Source organism: Candidimonas humi (genome assembly GCF_019166065.1).
In the GTDB taxonomy this organism is placed as follows: domain Bacteria; phylum Pseudomonadota; class Gammaproteobacteria; order Burkholderiales; family Burkholderiaceae_B; genus Candidimonas; species Candidimonas humi.
Genome location: NZ_JAHTBN010000004.1, coordinates 1 through 16,398 on the forward strand (window position 1 = coordinate 1; position 16,398 = coordinate 16,398).

The window sequence follows — 16,398 nt, forward strand, 5'->3', positions numbered from 1 at the left end:
GCCCCGGCGACGTCCGAGCCGGCGCCGCGCCTGGCGCCGCCGGGCGGCTTCGGCGGCCTGACGCACGGCCTGTCCTATCCGGTGCGCGGCGAGGTACAGGGCCGCTTCGGCATGAGCCGGCCCGACGGCGGGTTGTGGCGCGGCATCGTGCTGCGCGCCCCGGCGGGAACCGCGGTGCATGCCGTGGCGGCGGGCCGGGTGGTTTATGCCAGTTGGCTCAGGGGTTTCGGCAATATCCTGATCATCGACCATGGCGAGAAATACCTCAGCATCTACGGTTACAACCAGAGCCTGCTCAAGCAGGTGGGCGACATCGTCCGTGCGGGGGAAACCATTGCCACGGTAGGGGCCACCGGCGGCCAGGTGGAGCCCGGTCTATACTTCGAGATCCGGCACGCGGGCGTGCCGGTGAATCCGCTGCTTTGGCTGGGGCATTAATTTCGGTACTATGTGCTCTTATGTCTACGCATTCGGCACGGCCTGTCCCGGCTGCGTGATGGGGCTGGGCCTTTGCGGCCGCCAGCCGTGAAAAGAGTCTATTTGGGAATATGCATGGGCGCTCGCAGGTTTCGCAGTTTCGGTTTGGTGGCTTTGGGTGTGGCCGGGGGAATCCTGATCAGCCTGGGCATTTCTGCCGCGGCGCAGCGCGGCGACCCATTGCCGCTCAAAGAGCTGCAGCAGTTCGCCAATGTGTTCTCGGCGATCAAGAGCAGCTACATTGAACCCATGTCCGACAAGACCCTGATCGACGACGCGATCAAGGGGCTGTTCACGGATCTCGACCCGCATTCGGCCTACCTCGACCCCGAGGCCTTCAAGGAAATGGAGGCCATCACCCAGGGCGGCTTCGGCGGCCTGGGCATAGAAATCGGCAGCGAAGACGGCATGCCCAAGGTCATCGCCCCCATCGAGGACACGCCGGCCGCGCGCGCCGGCATCATGGCCGGAGACCTCATCACCGAGATCGACGGCAAGCCCACAAAGGGCATGACGCTGAACGACGCCATCAAGCTGATGCGCGGCGAACCCAATACTTCCATTGTCCTGACCATCAAGCGCGAAGGCCAGGCCAAGCCGCTCAAGATCAAGATCGTGCGCGCCATCATCAAGGTGCGCAGCGTGCGCAGCAAGATGCTGTCCGGCGACATCGCTTTCGTGCGCATTTCGCAGTTCCAGGAAACCACCGTGCCCGACCTGGTCAAGCAGTTGCGCGCGCTGGATCCCAAGCATACGCCCAAGGGCCTGATCCTCGACCTGCGCAATGATCCGGGCGGCCTGCTCGACAGCGCCATCGGCGTGGCCTCGACCTTCCTCAAGTCCAACGACCTGGTGGTTTCCACCAAGGGCCGCGTGCCCTCGTCGAACCACCAGTATTACGCGACCCAGGCCGACGGCGTGTCCACGGTGCCGGGCTGGACCAAGACCGTGCCCATGGTGGTGCTGGTCAACGTCGGTTCGGCCTCGGCCTCCGAAATCGTGTCCGGCGCCCTGCAGGATCACAAGCGCGGCAAGATCATGGGCAACCGCACCTTCGGCAAAGGCTCGGTGCAAAGCGTGCTGCCGCTCAGCGAAGACACCGGCATCAAGCTCACCACTGCGCGCTACTACACGCCCAGCGGCCGCTCCATCCAGGTCACCGGCGTCGAACCCGACATCGTCGTGGACGACACGCCGCAGGGCAACCTGTTCCGCCTGCCGCGCGAGGTCGACCTCAAGCACCACTTGCTCAATAGCGCGGTTACCGACGAAAGCGCCGACGAAGAAAAGGCCAGCGCCACCAAGCCCAAGGTCGAGCCCAAGATGTTCGAGTTCGGCGGCACCGACGACTTCCAGTTGCGCCAGGCTGTCAATTTCCTCGAAGGCCGCAAGGTGCACAAGATCGAGCCGGGCCTGATCCTGGCCGCCAGCAAGAAGGCCGCCAAGCCCGCGGCCACAGGCGGCGACGCAGGCAGCAAGACCGAACCGGCTGAAAAAAAAAGTAAGGTGAAACCGCAAGGGCCGGGCTCGAGCGACCAGCCCGTGCCCGGCGCGGCGCCGCAGACAGTCCCCGGCCAGAAGATCGAGCGCTTCCGCATCACTCCGCATGGGCTGATCGAGTTGCACTAGGGCCTGTTCACACCAAAAGGGGTGCCGCATGGCCACAAAAGAACCTGTCCATCAAGGCGCGAAGCACAGCCGTGGCGGGACCACGGCGAGCATGAGCAACGCCGAGGGGCAGGTTCTTTTGTGGTCACCCTGCGGGCTGGCGGGCAGAAGGCCGCCATGCGTCGTTGCGGACTCGTTGCGTGGGGCGGCCACGCGGCCTCGCCCGCGCCTAGCCTGGCGGCCTTCTGCCCGCCAGTGCGGCACCCCTTTTAGTGTGAACAGGCCCTAATGGAAGATGCGCAGTTGCTGCGCTATGCGCGGCACATCCTGCTCGACGAGCTGGGCATCGAAGGCCAGGAACGCCTGCTCGGCGCGCGCGTGCTGATCGTCGGGGCGGGCGGGCTGGGCTCGCCCGCCGCGTCCTATCTGGCCGCCTCGGGCGTGGGCAGCATCGTCCTGGCCGACGACGACGAGGTCGAACTCAGCAACCTGCAGCGCCAACTACTGCACACCACCGCGCGCCTGGGCTGGCCCAAGGCGGAATCCGGCCGGCAGATGCTTGCCGAACTCAATCCCGAAGTGCAGGTACGGGCCGAAGTGGCCAGGCTCGATGCGGGCCGCCTGGACGAGCTCGTGCCCGGCGTCGACCTGGTGCTGGACTGCACCGACAACTTCGCCACCCGCCACGCACTGAATCGCGCCTGCGTGGTCCATCGCAAGCCGCTGGTCTCGGGGGCCGCCATCCGCTACGCCGGGCAGGTCAGCGTGTTCGACCTGCGCAGCGGCGCCTCGCCCTGCTATCACTGCCTGTTTCCCGAAAACGAGGGCGCGCGCGAAATCAGTTGCGCCACCACGGGCGTGCTGGCGCCGCTGGTCGGCATCATAGGCAGCACCCAGGCCGCCGAAGCCATCAAGGTCTTGACCGGGGTCGGCGAGCCCCTGGTGGGGCGCCTGCTGTGCCTGGACGCGCTATCGATGCGCTGGCACGAAATCGCCTACCAGCGCGATCCCGGCTGCGCGGTCTGCGGCCACCGCAGTTGATGCGGGGCCGTGCCGGTCAGGGCAGCCGCAGCCCCATCAGCGCCAGCTCTTCGGCGTGGCGCGCCGTAGGCAGCGCCTGCCAGCTCGTTTGCGCATAGCGCAGCCAGCGCCCGCTCACCCAGTGCATCAGCAGGCCGCCGGCCAATTGCGGGTCGGCTGCCAGCGCCAGATCGGGGTGCGCGGCCTGGGCGCTGGCGGCGAGTTCGGCCTGGATGGCGTCGATCAGCGCGCCGAGCCTGACCTGCAATTGCCAGTCCTCGGTGACCAGGGCGTCGCCCGTCAGCATGCGGGTGCGCCCCGGATGGCGTTCGGCGAACAAGAGCAGGGCATGCACCTGGCGGCCGAGCCGGCGCGCGCCCTGGTCTTCTGCGGCCGCTATGTGCCCCAGGTCTTCGAACAACTGCGCTTCGATGGAATCCAGCAGCGCCATGTAGATTGCGGCCTTGCCGGAGAAATGCCGGTACAGGGCGGCTTCCGACACGCCCATCTTGTCGGCCAGCGCCGCGGTGGTGATGCGTGCGGCATGCGGCTGTGCCAGCATCGCGGCCAGGGTTTCCAGGATCAGGGCCTGGCGTGTGCCGGATCGCAATGTCATGGATGCTTGCCCGCCGCCGTCAGCAGGGCCGCCCAGGCCCGCGGGCTTCGCATGTGCCGCCTCATGTCGTGGTCTCCCTCTTTTTCTGATGGTATTTGCTATGTGCGGCGCCGCGCGGCACCAGTTCAGCGACGCAACGGCCGCCGGCCCAGCAGCAGTTCGCTCACGGAGTTTACGCGCAATCCCACGTGATGGCTGCGGCCGCTGTGCTTGCCGGAAAACGGCGTGCCTGGATGATAGACGTGCACGGTGCGCATGCCGGCCTGCCGGGCCGTGCGCAGATTGCCCAGCGTGTCCTCGACCAGCACGGCGCGGGCGGCGGGCACGCGCAGTTGCGCCAGCACCTGGCGCATCAGCGCCAGCGACGGCTTGGGGCGCACACGTCCCTGCAGGCGCATGTGATTGATGGCCCAGACCCTGTCGAACTGGCGCAGGATGCCGAGCGTGCGCAGCACCGTACAGGCATAGGGCAGCGGCGCGTTGGTCAGCACTATCTTGCGGCCGGGCAGGCGCGCCAGCCTGCGGGCCAGGCCCGTTTCGCCATGCACCAGCGGGGCGATCTCGAAGCTGTGGCTCAGCGTCAGGAAGGCGTCGATGTCCACGCCGTGGTGGCGTTCCATGCCGATGGCAGTGGCGCCGTAGCGTTTCCAGTATCTGGTGCGCAGGCGCGTGGCGGCCTCGCGATCCAGGTCCAGCGACTGCATGACGGCCTCGGTCATGCTGCGGTCTATGGCCGCAAAGATGGCGCGCGAGGCGTCGTGCAGGGTGTTGTCCAGGTCGAACAGCCAGACCGTGCCGGCCGCCGCCGACCGGCCGCCGCGGACGATGCCGCGGCGCGCTTGCGCGATACCCGTACGCACTTCGAGCGCGGCTCGCGTCAGTGCGAGCTGATCATGGTCCCCACCCCGCGATCGGTGAGGATTTCCAGCAGCAGGCAGTGCGGCACCCGGCCGTCGACCACGTGCACGGAATTGACGCCGTTGCGGGCGGCTTCCAGCGCCGACGAGATCTTGGGCAGCATGCCGCCCGAAATAGTGCCGTCGGCGAACAGCTCGTCGATGGTCTGCGCCGACAGGCTGCGCAGCAACTGGCCGTTCTTGTCGAGCACGCCCGGGGTGTTGGTCATCATGATGAGCTTTTCCGCGCCCAGCACTTCGGCCATCTTGCCGGCGACTATGTCGGCGTTGATGTTGTAGGACATGCCGTCCTCGCCGTAGCCTATGGACGAAATGACGGGAATGAACTGGTCGTCCTGCAGCGCCTTGACCACGGCCGGCTCGACACGCATGATCTCGCCCACATAGCCGATGTCCAGCCATTGCCCGGGGTTGTCCTGGTCGGCCAGCAGCTTCTTGCGGGCCTGGATCAGGCAGCCGTCCTTGCCGGTCAGGCCCACGGCCTTGCCGCCGGCCTCGTTGATCATCATCACGATGTCCTGCTGCACCTGGCCGCCCAGCACCCATTCGACCACTTCCATGGTCTCGGCGTCGGTCACGCGCATGCCTTGCACGAAATTGCCTTCCTTGCCGATGCGCTTGAGCGCGCTGTTGATCTGCGGGCCGCCGCCGTGCACCACGACGGGATTCAGGCCCACCAGCTTGAGCAGCACCACGTCGTGGGCGAAGCTGCGCTGCAGCGGCTCTTCGGTCATGGCATTGCCGCCGTACTTGATGACCACGGTCTTGCCATGGAAGCGGCGGATATAGGGCAGCGCCTCGGACAGCACATCGGCCTTGACGGTGGAGGCGAGCGTAGCGGTATCGGATGGATTATTCATGAGCGGCGAACGAGGGTTGGCGTGTACGAGTGGCCCCGGTGCTGGGATGGAACCGCCGCGGCCGGCGTTGTCATGGCCATGCGGCCCGGCGTGGAAATGAAAAGCCCGAGAATCCGCGTGGCGGCCTCGGGCGCATGCGGTCGTAGCACAGGCCCTAGCTGGCCAGCGCCTTCTGGACGGTGTTCAGGAAAGCGGTCTTGTCGTAGTTGCCCAAGTAGCGCTTGATGATGTGGCCCTGCTTGTCGATCAGGAAGGCCGTGGGCGTGAGCTTGATGTCGCCGAAGGCCTTGGCGATCTGCCCTTGCGCATCGATGGCCACGGGGAAGGGCAGCCTGCGGGTCTCGGCGTAGTTCTTGACGTAGTTGGGCGGGTCATACTGCATGGCGACCGCGATCGCCTCGAAGCCCTTGGGGGCCAGGGCGTCGTAAGTCTTGATCATGTCGGGCATCTGCTGGATGCAGGTGGCGCAGTCGGTGGCCCAGAACTTGACCAGCACGACCTTGCCGCGCAGATCTTGCGGCGTGATCTTCTGGCCGGTGAGCGACACGAAAGTGACGTCGGGGGCGGCGGCCCGGGCCGAGCCCGAGAACTGCCACAAGGCGACGCCCGCCAGGGCGACGACGGCGATCAGACTGAACAGGACTTTTTTCATTGCACTGGCATGGTTTGGGCACCGCCCGAAGGGGCGGCGGGCGCCGGGGTTGAAGTGGTGCTGGTACCGCTGGCCCCATTGTCCTGGATCGGAGCCGGGCTGGAACGCTGCTGCAGGCTCTCGGGCGAGACAATTTCGAATAATTTTACAACTTTATTCACGCCGCTCACCCCCGAGGCGACCTTGGCGGCGAGCTCGGCTTCGGTAGTGGTGACTTTGCCCATCAGGTACACGACGCCGCGCTCGGTGGTGACGACGATGGTGCGTGTCGGCACGCCCTTGGTGTCGATGAGCGATGCCATGACCTTGGAGGTCAGCCAGGTATCGTTGCTGCGCACGCTGAGCGGGGTGATGGGACCGACGCGCAGTTCGTTGAAGACGCGCTTGACCTTGGGAATCTTGGCGGCGCGGTCGCCGGCCTGTTGCTTGATTTGCTCGGAGGGCACGTCGCCGACCAGCAGCAGCCAGCCCGCGTACGACGTGGAGTTGACGCGGCCCTGGCTGCCCACGATGGCGCCGAGGTCGTTGGCGGACTTGACCTGTATGGTCTTGTCGTCGACCTGTTCGCCGGCCGTGCGGCGATCGCTGGCTACGGTGGCAGTGGTGGCGGCCGCGCCGCCCACGACGAACAGGCCGCAGCCCGACAGCGAGCACAGGCTGGCCGCGGCCAGGCCGGCCAGCAGCAATGAACGGGCGCGTTTCGCGGTGAAGGCAGGCAGCGTGATGGTAGGCAGCATTAGAGTGTGTCTCCCAGGAGCAAGGCGTCGATACCGTCGCATACCGCATGCAGCAGCAGGATGTGGATTTCCTGGATGCGCATGGTGCGGTCGTGCGGAACGCATAAGTGGACATCTGTTTCGTACAGCAGGGCGCCGATCTGGCCGCCGCCCTTGCCCGTGAGGGCGATGACAGGCATTTCGCGCTCGTGCGCGGCTTCGACGGCGCGCACCACGCCGGGCGAGTTGCCGCTGGTGGAAATGGCCACCAGGATATCGCCTGGCTGGCCTAGCGCATTCACCTGGCGCTCGAAGACTGCGTCGTAGCCATAGTCGTTGGCGACCGCGGTGATGATGGACGTGTCCGTGTTGAGGGCCACGCCGGCCAGGGGCAGGCGGTCGCGTTCGAAGCGGCCCACCAGTTCGGCGATGAAATGCTGGGCGTCCGCGGCCGAGCCGCCGTTGCCGCAGGCCAGGATCTTGCCGTTGTTGCTGAGCGAGCCGAACAGCAGATCGACGGCGGCCGCCAGCGGCGCGGCGAGTTCCCTGGCGGCCTTGAAGGCGTCGAGGGCATCGTCGAAATGCGTACTCATGCGGGATGTCATGTCCATGGCGTGCATTATCTCATGACCGCTCAAGGATGCCGTAGCGGGCGCGCCCGGATCCTGTCAGCGGACGTAACGCAATCGGAGGCTTCCGAATTGCAGGCCTGGGCCTCGGTGCTTCGAGTGTCGTGCCGGCCATAGGTTCCCTGCGCGCGGCCTGCTGCGTCCGCTACGGACAGCCACGCGGCAAGGTGGCGGGACATGCATATTGGCTGGCGGGACATGCACATGCCGCACAAGCACAAGTACAAGCACAAGCCGCGCAAGCGCCAGCCGCACGAGCTGGCCGGCGCCCGCGCGCCGCGGGCTTGCCTCAGGCGTAGCGGCTTACCGCCAGGTCGTCGCTGCGGATTGCCGTCGGCTTGCCCGAGACGATGTCCGCGATCAACTGGCCGCTGCCGCAGGACATGGTCCAGCCCAGCGTCCCGTGGCCCGTGTTCAGGTACAGGCGGCGGATGCCGGTGGCGCCGATGATGGGCGTGCTGTCCGGCGTCTTGGGCCGCAGGCCCGTCCAGAACGACACATTGCCGGGCTGGTAGCCTTCGGGAAAAAGATCGCGCAGCACCATTTCCAGCGTGCGTTCGCGGCGCGGATTGAGAGATTTGTCGTAGCCGACGATCTCGGCCATGCCGCCGACGCGGATGCGGCGGTCGAAGCGCGTGATGGCGATCTTGTAGGTTTCGTCCAGCAGGGTCGAGACGGGCGCGGCCTCGTCGCGGGCGACGGGCACGGTGATGGAATAGCCCTTGAGCGGATAGACGGGCAGGCGCACCAGGCCATGCAGCAGCGGCGTGGAATACGAGCCCAGGGCCACTATATATGCATCGGCCTGCAGGGTCTGGCCGGCACAGCGCACCCCGGTGATTTCGCCGCCGGCATGTTCCAGGCGGTCGACCGTGATGCCGTAGCGGAACTGCGCGCCGAGCGCGCGGGCCAGGGCCTCGAGCCGGCCCGTGAAGAGCCGGCAGTCGCCGGTTTCGTCGTCGGGCAGGCGCAGCCCGCCGGCGAGCTTGTGCAGGCTGGCGGCCAGCGCCGGTTCGCTGCGTGTCAGTTCCTGCCGGCCCAGCAGCTCGTAGCGTATGCCGGCAGCTTCGAGCACGCGGATGTCGCGCGCCGCCGCGTCCAGTTGCTTCTGCTTGCGGAAAACTTGCAGGGTGCCAAGCTGGCGGCCTTCGTATTCGATGCCCGTGCGGGCGCGCAATTGGGCCAGGCATTCGCGGCTGTGTTCCGAAATGCGCAGCAGCCGCTCTTTATTGACGGCATAGCGCGCCGCGGTGCAGTTGCGCCACATCTGGTATATCCAGTGCAACTGGAACAGGGTCCCGTCGGGGCGTATGGCCAGCGGCGGGTGCTTGGCGAACATCCATTCCAGGGCCTTGAGCGGCACCCCCGGCGCGGCCCAGGGCGAGGAATATCCGAAAGAAACCTGGCCGGCATTGCCGAAGCTGGTTTCGCAGGCCGGGCCCGGCTCGCGCTCGAGCACGGTGACTTCGTGGCCTTGTTCGGCCAGGTAGTATGCGCTGCTTACGCCGATGACTCCGGCGCCGAGGATAATGATTTTCATGGTGCGCGAGTCAGAATACTATGTATTTTCATTATTCTAGGGCACAATGTGCAGTGTTTTTTAATGAAAAAATAGAGTTTCCAGGCGTATTTGCTGAAAGCTGGATGGGTGGCTGCTGAAGATTGAACAAGTGGCTATCCAAGGCCGGGCAAGCGGTTGCTGAAGGCTGAACCGGTGGCTGTTGAAAGCCGGGCAAGTGGCTGCGGAGACTGAAAAAAGGAGACTGTCATGAGGGTGCAGCGCCAGCCAGTGCGCGCTCTGGACAAGCTGGACCGGCACATACTCGATCTCCTGCAGCGCGATGGCCGCATGTCCATGACTGACTTGGCCGAGACGGTGGGGCTGACGGTCACGCCCTGCACCGAAAGGGTCAAGCGGCTGGAGCGCGACGGCGTCATCACCGGCTATCACGCGCGCGTCGCGCCTGCGGCGCTGGACGCGGCGCTGCTGGTGTTCGTGGAAATATCCCTGTCCAGCAAGTCCGATCGCAGCTTCGACGATTTCCGCCGCGAGATCCTGTGTATTCCGCAAGTGCAGGAATGCCACCTGGTGTCCGGGGACTTCGACTACCTCGTCAAGGCGCGCATCGGCGAGATCGGCCAGTACCGCAGCCTGCTGGGCGACATCCTGCTGCGGCTGCCCGGGGTGACGCAGACCAAGAGCTGCATCGTCATGGAAGAGGTCAAGGAAACCTTGCTCATCCCGGCGCAAAAGTGAACCGGTAGTCCGGCGCCGACGGGCCATCATCTACACAACGGGCAACGGGCAACGGGCAACGGGCAACGGGCAACGGGCAACGGGCAACGGGCAACGGGCAACGGGCCCGGTCCCCTGACTGGATCGACAAGCCCGGTCCGCAAGGCGGCGCCAACAGGCCGACATCCACGGGCCGGCATCGTCGGGCTGACATCGATAATCGCCATCGACAGCCCGGCATAGACAAGCCGCTGCCCATGAAAATGTCCGTTGTCAAGCTCCGAATGCATGGGCTTGGCGGCGGGAAAAGCTACGTAGCGCAATACGATTGCCAGCTTTCAAGCTCTGTCGGCTCTTGGGGCTTAAGAGCCACATAGGTGCATCGCAGCAGTAATGTGCAGCGAAACAGGCAGACCTCGAACATGCGCCATGTGTACGCATTATTCGACAGATAGGGCGTGGCCGGCATCTACCGCCGGAGCGTAATGTTCGCCAGCGGTCGGTACGCGACACTGGACGACGGCATAGGGTTCAGCCTCGTGCCGTGGAAGCCAGTGATCGAGCAACGGCTGGGGCAGCAGATTGCTGCGACGGTACACGGCGGTGGTGTGACATGGGAAATCGGGCGCGCGGGCCCGCAATCGTCTAGTGAGAATTGGCCGCGTCAGCGCCGCGCGCCATCTGCTTTGGCTTGCCTGCACCGGGAGTTGTCACCCGGCCTTGCTTCAATCGGGCCGCCGCTGCCACCTTGACCAAGCGCTGGAACGTCGGGCATTGCGCATGGCTGGGCGCGGGGCATTCCGCGGCATGGCGCAGCCCTTCGCTCATGGCCCGCAGGCGTTTGATGGTGGCGTCGATCTCATCGGCCTTGGCCATCAGCAGATTCCTGTCGACCTGGGGTGCGCCGGTGGGTGACAGCATGGCGCCAATCTCGTCCAGCGAAAGGCCGCCAGCTTGCCCCAGGGCGATCAGTCCCAGTTGATCGAGCACATCTGGCGCAAAGTGCCGCCGCTCGCCGGTGCTTCGGGTCGCCGAGATCAACCCCTTCTTCTCGTAGAACCGCAGCGTGGAGGCCGGCACGCCGGTGCGCCGGACGACTTCCGAAATGTCCATGGACTCTCTTGACTTGAAGTTAACTTTAACTTCTATCCTGCCACCAAATCAGGTTTTTGGCAATGGCAACGGCGAGGAGTAGACATGATGACGATGGACGAGATGGCAAGGGCGGTGCTGATCGGCATCGGGGCGACCCTGGTGATGGACCTGTGGACAGTGCTCCTGAAGGCGCTGAGTGCACCGACGCTGAACTACGCGCTCGTCGGACGCTGGGCTGGCCATCTGCTGCGAGGTCAACTGGCACACGCGAGCATCGGCAAGGCAGCCCCCGTCCGCGGCGAGCTCCCGCTGGGCTGGGCCATTCACTATGGGGTCGGCATCGCATTCGCCGCGTTGCTGGTGCTCGTCTGCGGGACTGGCTGGGTGCGCGATCCCACCTGGGAAGCGGCCTTGGTCTTGGGCATGGCAACGGTCGTGTTCCCCCTTTTCGTGATGCAGCCCGCCATGGGAGCCGGCATCGCCGGGTCGCGCACGCCCACGCCTCTCAAGAACTGCCTGCGCAGTCTGGCAACGCACGCGGTTTTTGGTTGCGGCCTCTATCTGTCAGCAAACGTACTCAAGCGGGTTTGGACTTGAGCCATTTGCCCAAGCCCACGTCCAGGACAGAAAAGAGGAACTCCAACATGACCACGAGAAAACACATCAAGTCGATGCCGCCGGCCGTCTACCTGCTCGCCCTGAGCCTGTTCGCGATGGGCAGCGCCGAGTTCCTGATGGGAGGCATTCTCCCGATGATTGCGGGCGACTTGCAGATCAGCCTGCCCATGGCGGGCACCTTGATCTCCGCATTTGCCATCGGCGCACTAATCGGTGCGCCGCCGTTCGCCATCCTGGCGCTGCGATGGCCCAAGCGCGTCGCGCTGGTCGCCAGCCAAGGCGCCTTCATCGCCGCGACGGTGGTCAGCCTGCTGGCCTCGGGCTACTGGCCCATTCTCGTCGCCCGCTTCGCGATGGGGCTGGCCTATGCTTGCTTCTGGGCCGTCGCAGCGTCCACGGCCGTGCAGCTCGCGCCGCCGGACCGGCACGCCAGGGCGCTGTCCATCGTGGTCAGCGGCCTGACCGTCGCTATGGTCCTGGGAGGGCCTGCGGGGACGTTCATCAGCGAGGCCACCGGCTGGCGCGGCGGGTTCTGGGCGGTGGTGGCCGGCACGGCCGTGGCGGCAGTCGCCGGTCTTCTGGTCCTGCCGAGCAAGACGCCCGGCGGCGCACAGGAACCCGATCTGAGGACCGAGTTGCGCGCGATGCGGCGCCCCGTCCTCTGGCTGGCCTTTGCCACGACGGCGGCGACCACGGCCTCCTACATGGGCACGTTCGGCTATTTGGGAGCACTGCTGCTCGGCGTCAGCGGATTGCCGGCGCACTGGTTGCCGGCTGTGCTGACGCTGTTCGGCATTGGCGCCTTCATCGGATTGACGATCGGCGGGCGCACGGCGGATCGCCGCCCGTTCACTACGCTCGTGGCAGGCATCCTCGGCCTGATCCTCGTATCCGCCGCAGTCGCGGTGCTAGCGTCGGATGCCACGGCGACTGTCTCGCTGGTGTTCCTGCTGGGTGTGGCGGGTTTCCTGCTGAATCCGGCGGTGTGGGGCCGGGTCTACGTCGTTGCGCCCGAAGCGCCGATGCTGGCCGGTGCGATGAACTCGTCGGCCTTCCAAGCAGGCCTGACGGTCGCTCCGCTGCTGGCCGGCCTGCCTATCAGCCTCGGCCATGGACTACCGGCGGTTGGATGGGTCGGTGCTGCCATCGGCGTTGCGGCGCTCGGTCTGGCACTTCTCGGAGAAACGGGAAGTCGCGCACCGGCTTCCAGGTAGCACGGACTTGCTGCGAGCGTGGAACTCGACTGTCTATCCGAATGGGCAGAAGCACAGCGAATCAGCGAGACACAGAGCGTGATCTTGAGGAGAAGACATGGAGCTTCGTCATCTCCGCTGCTTCCTAGCCGTCGCCGAAGAACTTCATTTCGCCCGTGCAGCGGAGAAACTGCACATCGAGCAGTCACCATTGTCGCGGGCGATCAAGGAACTGGAAGAAGACCTGGGCGTCCGGCTGTTCATCCGCGTGCCGGGCAGATTTTCAAGGAGCATGTGCCGCGCATCTTCACTGCCTTGCAGCAGGCCCGCGAAGGGGCCAAGGCGGTCGCCGCCGGTTACGACGGCCAACTGCGCATTGCCCTGTCCGACGGCATCACGCCGCCGCGCTTGAGCGCCTTCCTGGCGAAGTGTCGGGACGATGATCCCGAAGTCGGGATTCATCTGGCCGAGATACCGCTGTCGCAGCAAATCGCGGGGCTGCGCGAAGACCTCTACGATGCGGGATTCGTGCAGTCCGATGATGTGGGCGATGGCCTGCTTGCCATGCCCGCATGGCACGATCCGCTGGTGGTGGCGGTGCCGGCTAAACATCCGCTGTTGAGCCGCATCAACTGCGGACTTGGTGAGCTTGAGTTTTGCCATGCTGACTCCTCGGAACGACCCGATTCCCGAGAGCCTCATAGGGGCCAACAGAGGGGAAAGCGGATCAGGTTTCGGAAAGCACCGGCATATGTTGAACCCGCCTAACTTATTGATAAACCTGCTGCATCGGGTTTAGGCGCGTACCAACGAAATGCGGCACCGGAGTCATGGTGAAATGAAAAAGCCCGGCCGCAAGGGCCGGGCGCGATGGGCCGGTCAGGAGACCGGTCCGTGTTGCCGGACATTCATGGGCGGATGTCCGGCGGGAATGTGGCCGCCAGTTCGCGGCCTTGTCATCGGGAAGGCGGCGGCGCTACCGCGCCGCACGCTCTTTCAACCGCAGGCCCCGATCAGAACGCGACTTGCGGCAGTTGGCCCGAGGCGGCCAGCTGGGTGTACTCAGCTTCTACTTGAGCGCGGGTCACGGTGCTGGGGCCGGAGGCGGCGATCACCGGATAGCTGGTATCTTCACCGACCTGGATCTGGCCCGCGGCTTGGGCGGCGGCCAATTCTTGCTGCACTTGGGCGCGGCTCTTGGTGCTGGCTTGCGCGATGGCGGGCGGGTAGTCCAGTTCGCCGCTGCTGAGCTGGCCCTGGGCGCGGGCTTGCTGCAGCTCGGCAACCACCTGGGCGCGGGTCTTGGGGGCGTCATTCAGGGAGGCTGCCTGCGCTGCGCCGGCAATCAGGGTAGCGGAAATCATCAGGGCACTTGCGAGGGCTTTCATATCTAACTCCATTTGTATCTCAAGAATTCAACGGCTTCTTGTCTTGCCGTGCCTGCGCTGTGTTGCAGGCCGTTTTCGATGGAGTTAGTGTGTGCTTTTTTAGTCCTGGTATAAACCCTAGTTCATGACAAATATATTTCCATATATAGAATAATAAGAGGGGTATACTATAGAAAAATATAAAAACTATAGGTGTTTTTGGAAAAAACTATGGACCCCTCCCTGGACGACATCGCGCTGTTCGTGGAAGTGGCCAGGCGCAAGAACTTCAGCCGTGCCGCCGAGGCCCTGGACATGCCGGTATCGACGCTGTCGCGGCGCATCAGCGAACTTGAGCGCCGCCTGGGCGTGCGCTTGCTCAATCGCAGCACTCGCAAGATCGAGCTCACCGAGGCGGGCGGGGTCTATTTCGAGCGCTGCCAGCATGTGGTGGCCGAGGCGCGCATCGCGCACGAGCAGTTGCTGGAAGTGGCGCAGCAGCCCAAAGGGCGCCTGCGCATTTCCATGCCGGTCAGCTTCTCGCTGAGCTTCATGCCGGTCATATTCCGCGATTTCTGCGAAAAATACCCGGACATCGAATGCGATATCGACCTGAGCGCCCATGCCGTGGATCTGCTTGCCGATGCCTTCGACCTCGTGCTGCGCTTCGGCCTGCAGCCCGATTCGGGCGTGATATCGCGCCGCATTGCCAACATGTCCATGGGTTTGTATGCCTCGGCCGACTACCTGGCCAGCCATGGCCGGCCCGCGGTACCGACCGACCTGCTGCGCCACCAGTGCCTGCGCACACGCGGCAGCCGCGCCAGCTCGATCTGGGTCATGAAATCGGGCAATCGCACGGAAGAAGTCACCGTCTCGGGCAGGCTGTCCATCAACAATATGGGCATGCTGCAGCGCCTGGCCGCGCAGGGCGTGGGCATTGTCCCTTTGCCTATCTACAGCCCCAGCGAAGCGGACGTGGGCGAGCCCCTGCAAAGAGTGCTGCCCGACTGGGAACTGCAGCCCATGCCCTTGATGGCGCTATTCCCTTCCCGGCTGATGCCGGCCAAGGTGCGCGTCTTCATCGAATTCCTGCAGGAACGCCTGGCCAGCCTGCCTGCCCGCGAGCACCTGGTGCCCAGGGAACTGGCGCACGGCGCCGTGGCGGGGTAGGCCCGGCGGCTACGAATCGGCCTTGCGGGCCGCTGCGGCCGGCCTGACAAACACCATATTGTCGCGGTGCATGAGCTCTTCGTCCGACATGCTGCCCAGTATCTCGGTAATATGGCTGCTGGGCTGGCGCAGGATGCGGCGCGTGTCGTTGGCGGAATAATTGATCAGGCCGCGGCCGCATTCCACGCCGTGCTGGTCGACGCAGGCCACCACATCGCCGCGTTCGAATTCGCCTTCCACGGCGATCACGCCTATCGGCAGCAGGCTCTTGTGCCCCTGCGTGATGGCGCGCACCGCGCCGGCGTCCAGCGTGACGCGGCCGCGCAGGCGCAGGTGGTTGGCCAGCCAGCGCTTGCGCGCCGAGCGCACCGGCAGCGCCGCCCGCAGTTCGCTGCCGATGGCTTCGCCGCGCGCCAGGCGCAGCAGCACGTCGGGCTCGCGCCCCGAGGCGATCACGGTATGGCCGCCGCTATTGGCGGCGCGCTTGGCGGCCAGCACCTTGGTGATCATGCCGCCCGTGCCGATGCCGCTGCCGGCGCCGCCCGCCATGGCTTCCAGGGCCGGGTCGCCGGCCTGCGCCACGTCGATGAAGCGGGCTTCGGGATGTTTGCGCGGGTCGGCGCTGTACAGGCCGCGCTGGTCGGTAAGAATGATGAGCGCGTCGGCTTCGATCAGGTTGGTGACCAGCGCGCCCAGCGTGTCGTTGTCGCCCAGGCGGATCTCGTCGGTGACCACCGTGTCGTTCTCGTTGACGATGGGCACTACGCCCAGCGCCAACAGCGTGTAGAGCGTGCTGCGCGCATTCAGGTAGCGGCGCCGGTCGGCCAGGTCTTCGTGCGTCAGCAGGATCTGCGCGGTGCGTATATCGTGCTTGGCGAAGGCAGCTTCGTAGGCCTGGGCCAGGCCCATCTGCCCGACCGCGGCGGCCGCCTGCAGCTCGTTCATGGTGCTCGGGCGCCGGGCCCAGCCCAGCCGCGCCATGCCTTCGGCGATTGCGCCGCTGGACACCAGCACTACCTGCCGGCCCTGGGAATGCAGCGCCGCGATCTGCGCCGCCCATTGCCCGACCGCCGCCAGGTCTATGCCCTTGCCTTCGTTGGTGACGAGCGTGGACCCGACCTTGGCGACCAGACGCTTGGCCTTGGCGACAACGGAAGAGGTGGCGGTATTGGTGGGCATAATGCCTGCTGCGCTATAGGGGACGGATTGCGTAAGGAAGGG

At 65.5% G+C, this 16,398-nt stretch carries 17 protein-coding genes and 2 pseudogenes; 9 read left to right on the forward strand and 10 right to left on the reverse strand.

Going from position 1 to position 16,398, the window contains the following annotated elements; genetic code table 11:
- The 3 genes from KVP10_RS10500 to KVP10_RS10510 form a co-directional block, all read left to right on the forward strand.
- Window positions 1–438 (forward strand): murein hydrolase activator EnvC family protein (locus KVP10_RS10500; RefSeq protein WP_217964556.1); only part of this gene is annotated, 438 nt, incomplete at its 5' end.
- 114 nt (window positions 439–552) lie between these two features.
- Entirely contained in the window at window positions 553–2,106 is a 1,554-nt protein-coding gene (locus tag KVP10_RS10505) for a S41 family peptidase (RefSeq protein ID WP_217964557.1), read from the forward strand.
- 267 nt (window positions 2,107–2,373) lie between these two features.
- Window positions 2,374–3,126 carry a HesA/MoeB/ThiF family protein gene (locus KVP10_RS10510; protein WP_217964558.1) on the forward strand — a complete coding sequence of 251 codons (753 nt, stop codon included), beginning with the start codon at window positions 2,374–2,376 and terminating at the stop codon, window positions 3,124–3,126.
- 16 nt (window positions 3,127–3,142) lie between these two features.
- Here the strand turns inward: KVP10_RS10510 and slmA are convergent, their stop codons facing one another.
- The 7 genes from slmA to KVP10_RS10545 all read right to left on the reverse strand — a co-directional run bounded on the left by slmA (window position 3,143) and on the right by KVP10_RS10545 (window position 9,035).
- Window positions 3,143–3,721, reverse strand: coding sequence for a nucleoid occlusion factor SlmA (gene slmA, locus KVP10_RS10515; RefSeq protein WP_217964559.1), 579 nt, complete (start codon window positions 3,719–3,721; stop codon window positions 3,143–3,145).
- 125 nt (window positions 3,722–3,846) lie between these two features.
- Window positions 3,847–4,581 (reverse strand): pyrimidine 5'-nucleotidase, encoded by a 735-nt coding sequence (locus KVP10_RS10520; RefSeq protein ID WP_217964560.1) that lies wholly within the window; start codon window positions 4,579–4,581, stop codon window positions 3,847–3,849.
- Window positions 4,582–4,598: 17 nt separating this feature from the next.
- On the reverse strand, window positions 4,599–5,498 hold the full coding sequence (gene argB, locus KVP10_RS10525) for an acetylglutamate kinase (RefSeq protein ID WP_217964561.1): 900 nt from the start codon (window positions 5,496–5,498) through the stop codon (window positions 4,599–4,601).
- Between the two features lie 154 nt (window positions 5,499–5,652).
- A complete protein-coding gene (locus tag KVP10_RS10530) occupies window positions 5,653–6,150 on the reverse strand; it encodes a peroxiredoxin family protein (protein WP_217964562.1) in 498 nt (165 codons plus the stop codon).
- Complete coding sequence (locus KVP10_RS10535; RefSeq protein ID WP_217964563.1) at window positions 6,147–6,887, reverse strand: BON domain-containing protein; 741 nt, start codon at window positions 6,885–6,887, stop codon at window positions 6,147–6,149. Before KVP10_RS10535 ends, KVP10_RS10530 begins: the two co-directional genes overlap by 4 nt.
- Window positions 6,887–7,477, reverse strand: coding sequence for a phosphoheptose isomerase (locus KVP10_RS10540; protein ID WP_217964564.1), 591 nt, complete (start codon window positions 7,475–7,477; stop codon window positions 6,887–6,889). The genes KVP10_RS10535 and KVP10_RS10540 overlap by 1 nt, the downstream gene beginning before the upstream one ends.
- Window positions 7,478–7,784: 307 nt before the next feature.
- Window positions 7,785–9,035, reverse strand: coding sequence for a D-amino acid dehydrogenase (locus KVP10_RS10545; protein ID WP_217964565.1), 1,251 nt, complete (start codon window positions 9,033–9,035; stop codon window positions 7,785–7,787).
- Window positions 9,036–9,263: 228 nt separating this feature from the next.
- Between KVP10_RS10545 and KVP10_RS10550 the strand changes: the two genes are divergently transcribed.
- A complete protein-coding gene (locus tag KVP10_RS10550; protein ID WP_217964566.1) occupies window positions 9,264–9,752 on the forward strand; it encodes a winged helix-turn-helix transcriptional regulator in 489 nt (162 codons plus the stop codon).
- Between the two features lie 437 nt (window positions 9,753–10,189).
- A pseudogene (locus tag KVP10_RS21295) lies at window positions 10,190–10,360 on the forward strand (DUF3363 domain-containing protein); the annotation flags it as partial.
- Between the two features lie 16 nt (window positions 10,361–10,376).
- Here KVP10_RS21295 and KVP10_RS10560 read toward each other — a convergent pair.
- Window positions 10,377–10,844, reverse strand: a complete 468-nt coding sequence (locus KVP10_RS10560) for a helix-turn-helix domain-containing protein (RefSeq protein ID WP_217964567.1) — start codon at window positions 10,842–10,844, stop codon at window positions 10,377–10,379.
- An 84-nt stretch (window positions 10,845–10,928) separates the two neighbouring features.
- Between KVP10_RS10560 and KVP10_RS10565 the strand changes: the two genes are divergently transcribed.
- The 3 genes and pseudogenes from KVP10_RS10565 to KVP10_RS21425 all read left to right on the forward strand — a co-directional run.
- Window positions 10,929–11,423: a DUF2938 domain-containing protein gene (locus KVP10_RS10565; RefSeq protein WP_217964568.1), complete on the forward strand. Its 495-nt coding sequence runs from the start codon at window positions 10,929–10,931 to the stop codon at window positions 11,421–11,423.
- A 47-nt stretch (window positions 11,424–11,470) separates the two neighbouring features.
- Window positions 11,471–12,658, forward strand: a complete 1,188-nt coding sequence (locus tag KVP10_RS10570; protein ID WP_217964569.1) for an MFS transporter — start codon at window positions 11,471–11,473, stop codon at window positions 12,656–12,658.
- Window positions 12,659–12,755: 97 nt separating this feature from the next.
- Window positions 12,756–13,288 (forward strand): annotated as a pseudogene (locus KVP10_RS21425) (LysR family transcriptional regulator); the annotation flags it as partial.
- 362 nt (window positions 13,289–13,650) lie between these two features.
- Here the strand turns inward: KVP10_RS21425 and KVP10_RS10585 are convergent.
- Window positions 13,651–14,025 (reverse strand): DUF4148 domain-containing protein, encoded by a 375-nt coding sequence (locus tag KVP10_RS10585; RefSeq protein ID WP_217964571.1) that lies wholly within the window; start codon window positions 14,023–14,025, stop codon window positions 13,651–13,653.
- A 210-nt stretch (window positions 14,026–14,235) separates the two neighbouring features.
- On the opposite strand from KVP10_RS10585, the gene KVP10_RS10590 reads away from it, so the two are divergent.
- Complete coding sequence (locus tag KVP10_RS10590; protein ID WP_217964572.1) at window positions 14,236–15,177, forward strand: LysR family transcriptional regulator; 942 nt, start codon at window positions 14,236–14,238, stop codon at window positions 15,175–15,177.
- Between the two features lie 9 nt (window positions 15,178–15,186).
- Here the strand turns inward: KVP10_RS10590 and proB are convergent, their stop codons facing one another.
- A complete protein-coding gene (proB, locus tag KVP10_RS10595; RefSeq protein WP_217964573.1) occupies window positions 15,187–16,356 on the reverse strand; it encodes a glutamate 5-kinase in 1,170 nt (389 codons plus the stop codon).
- Between the last annotated feature and the right edge of the window lie 42 nt (window positions 16,357–16,398).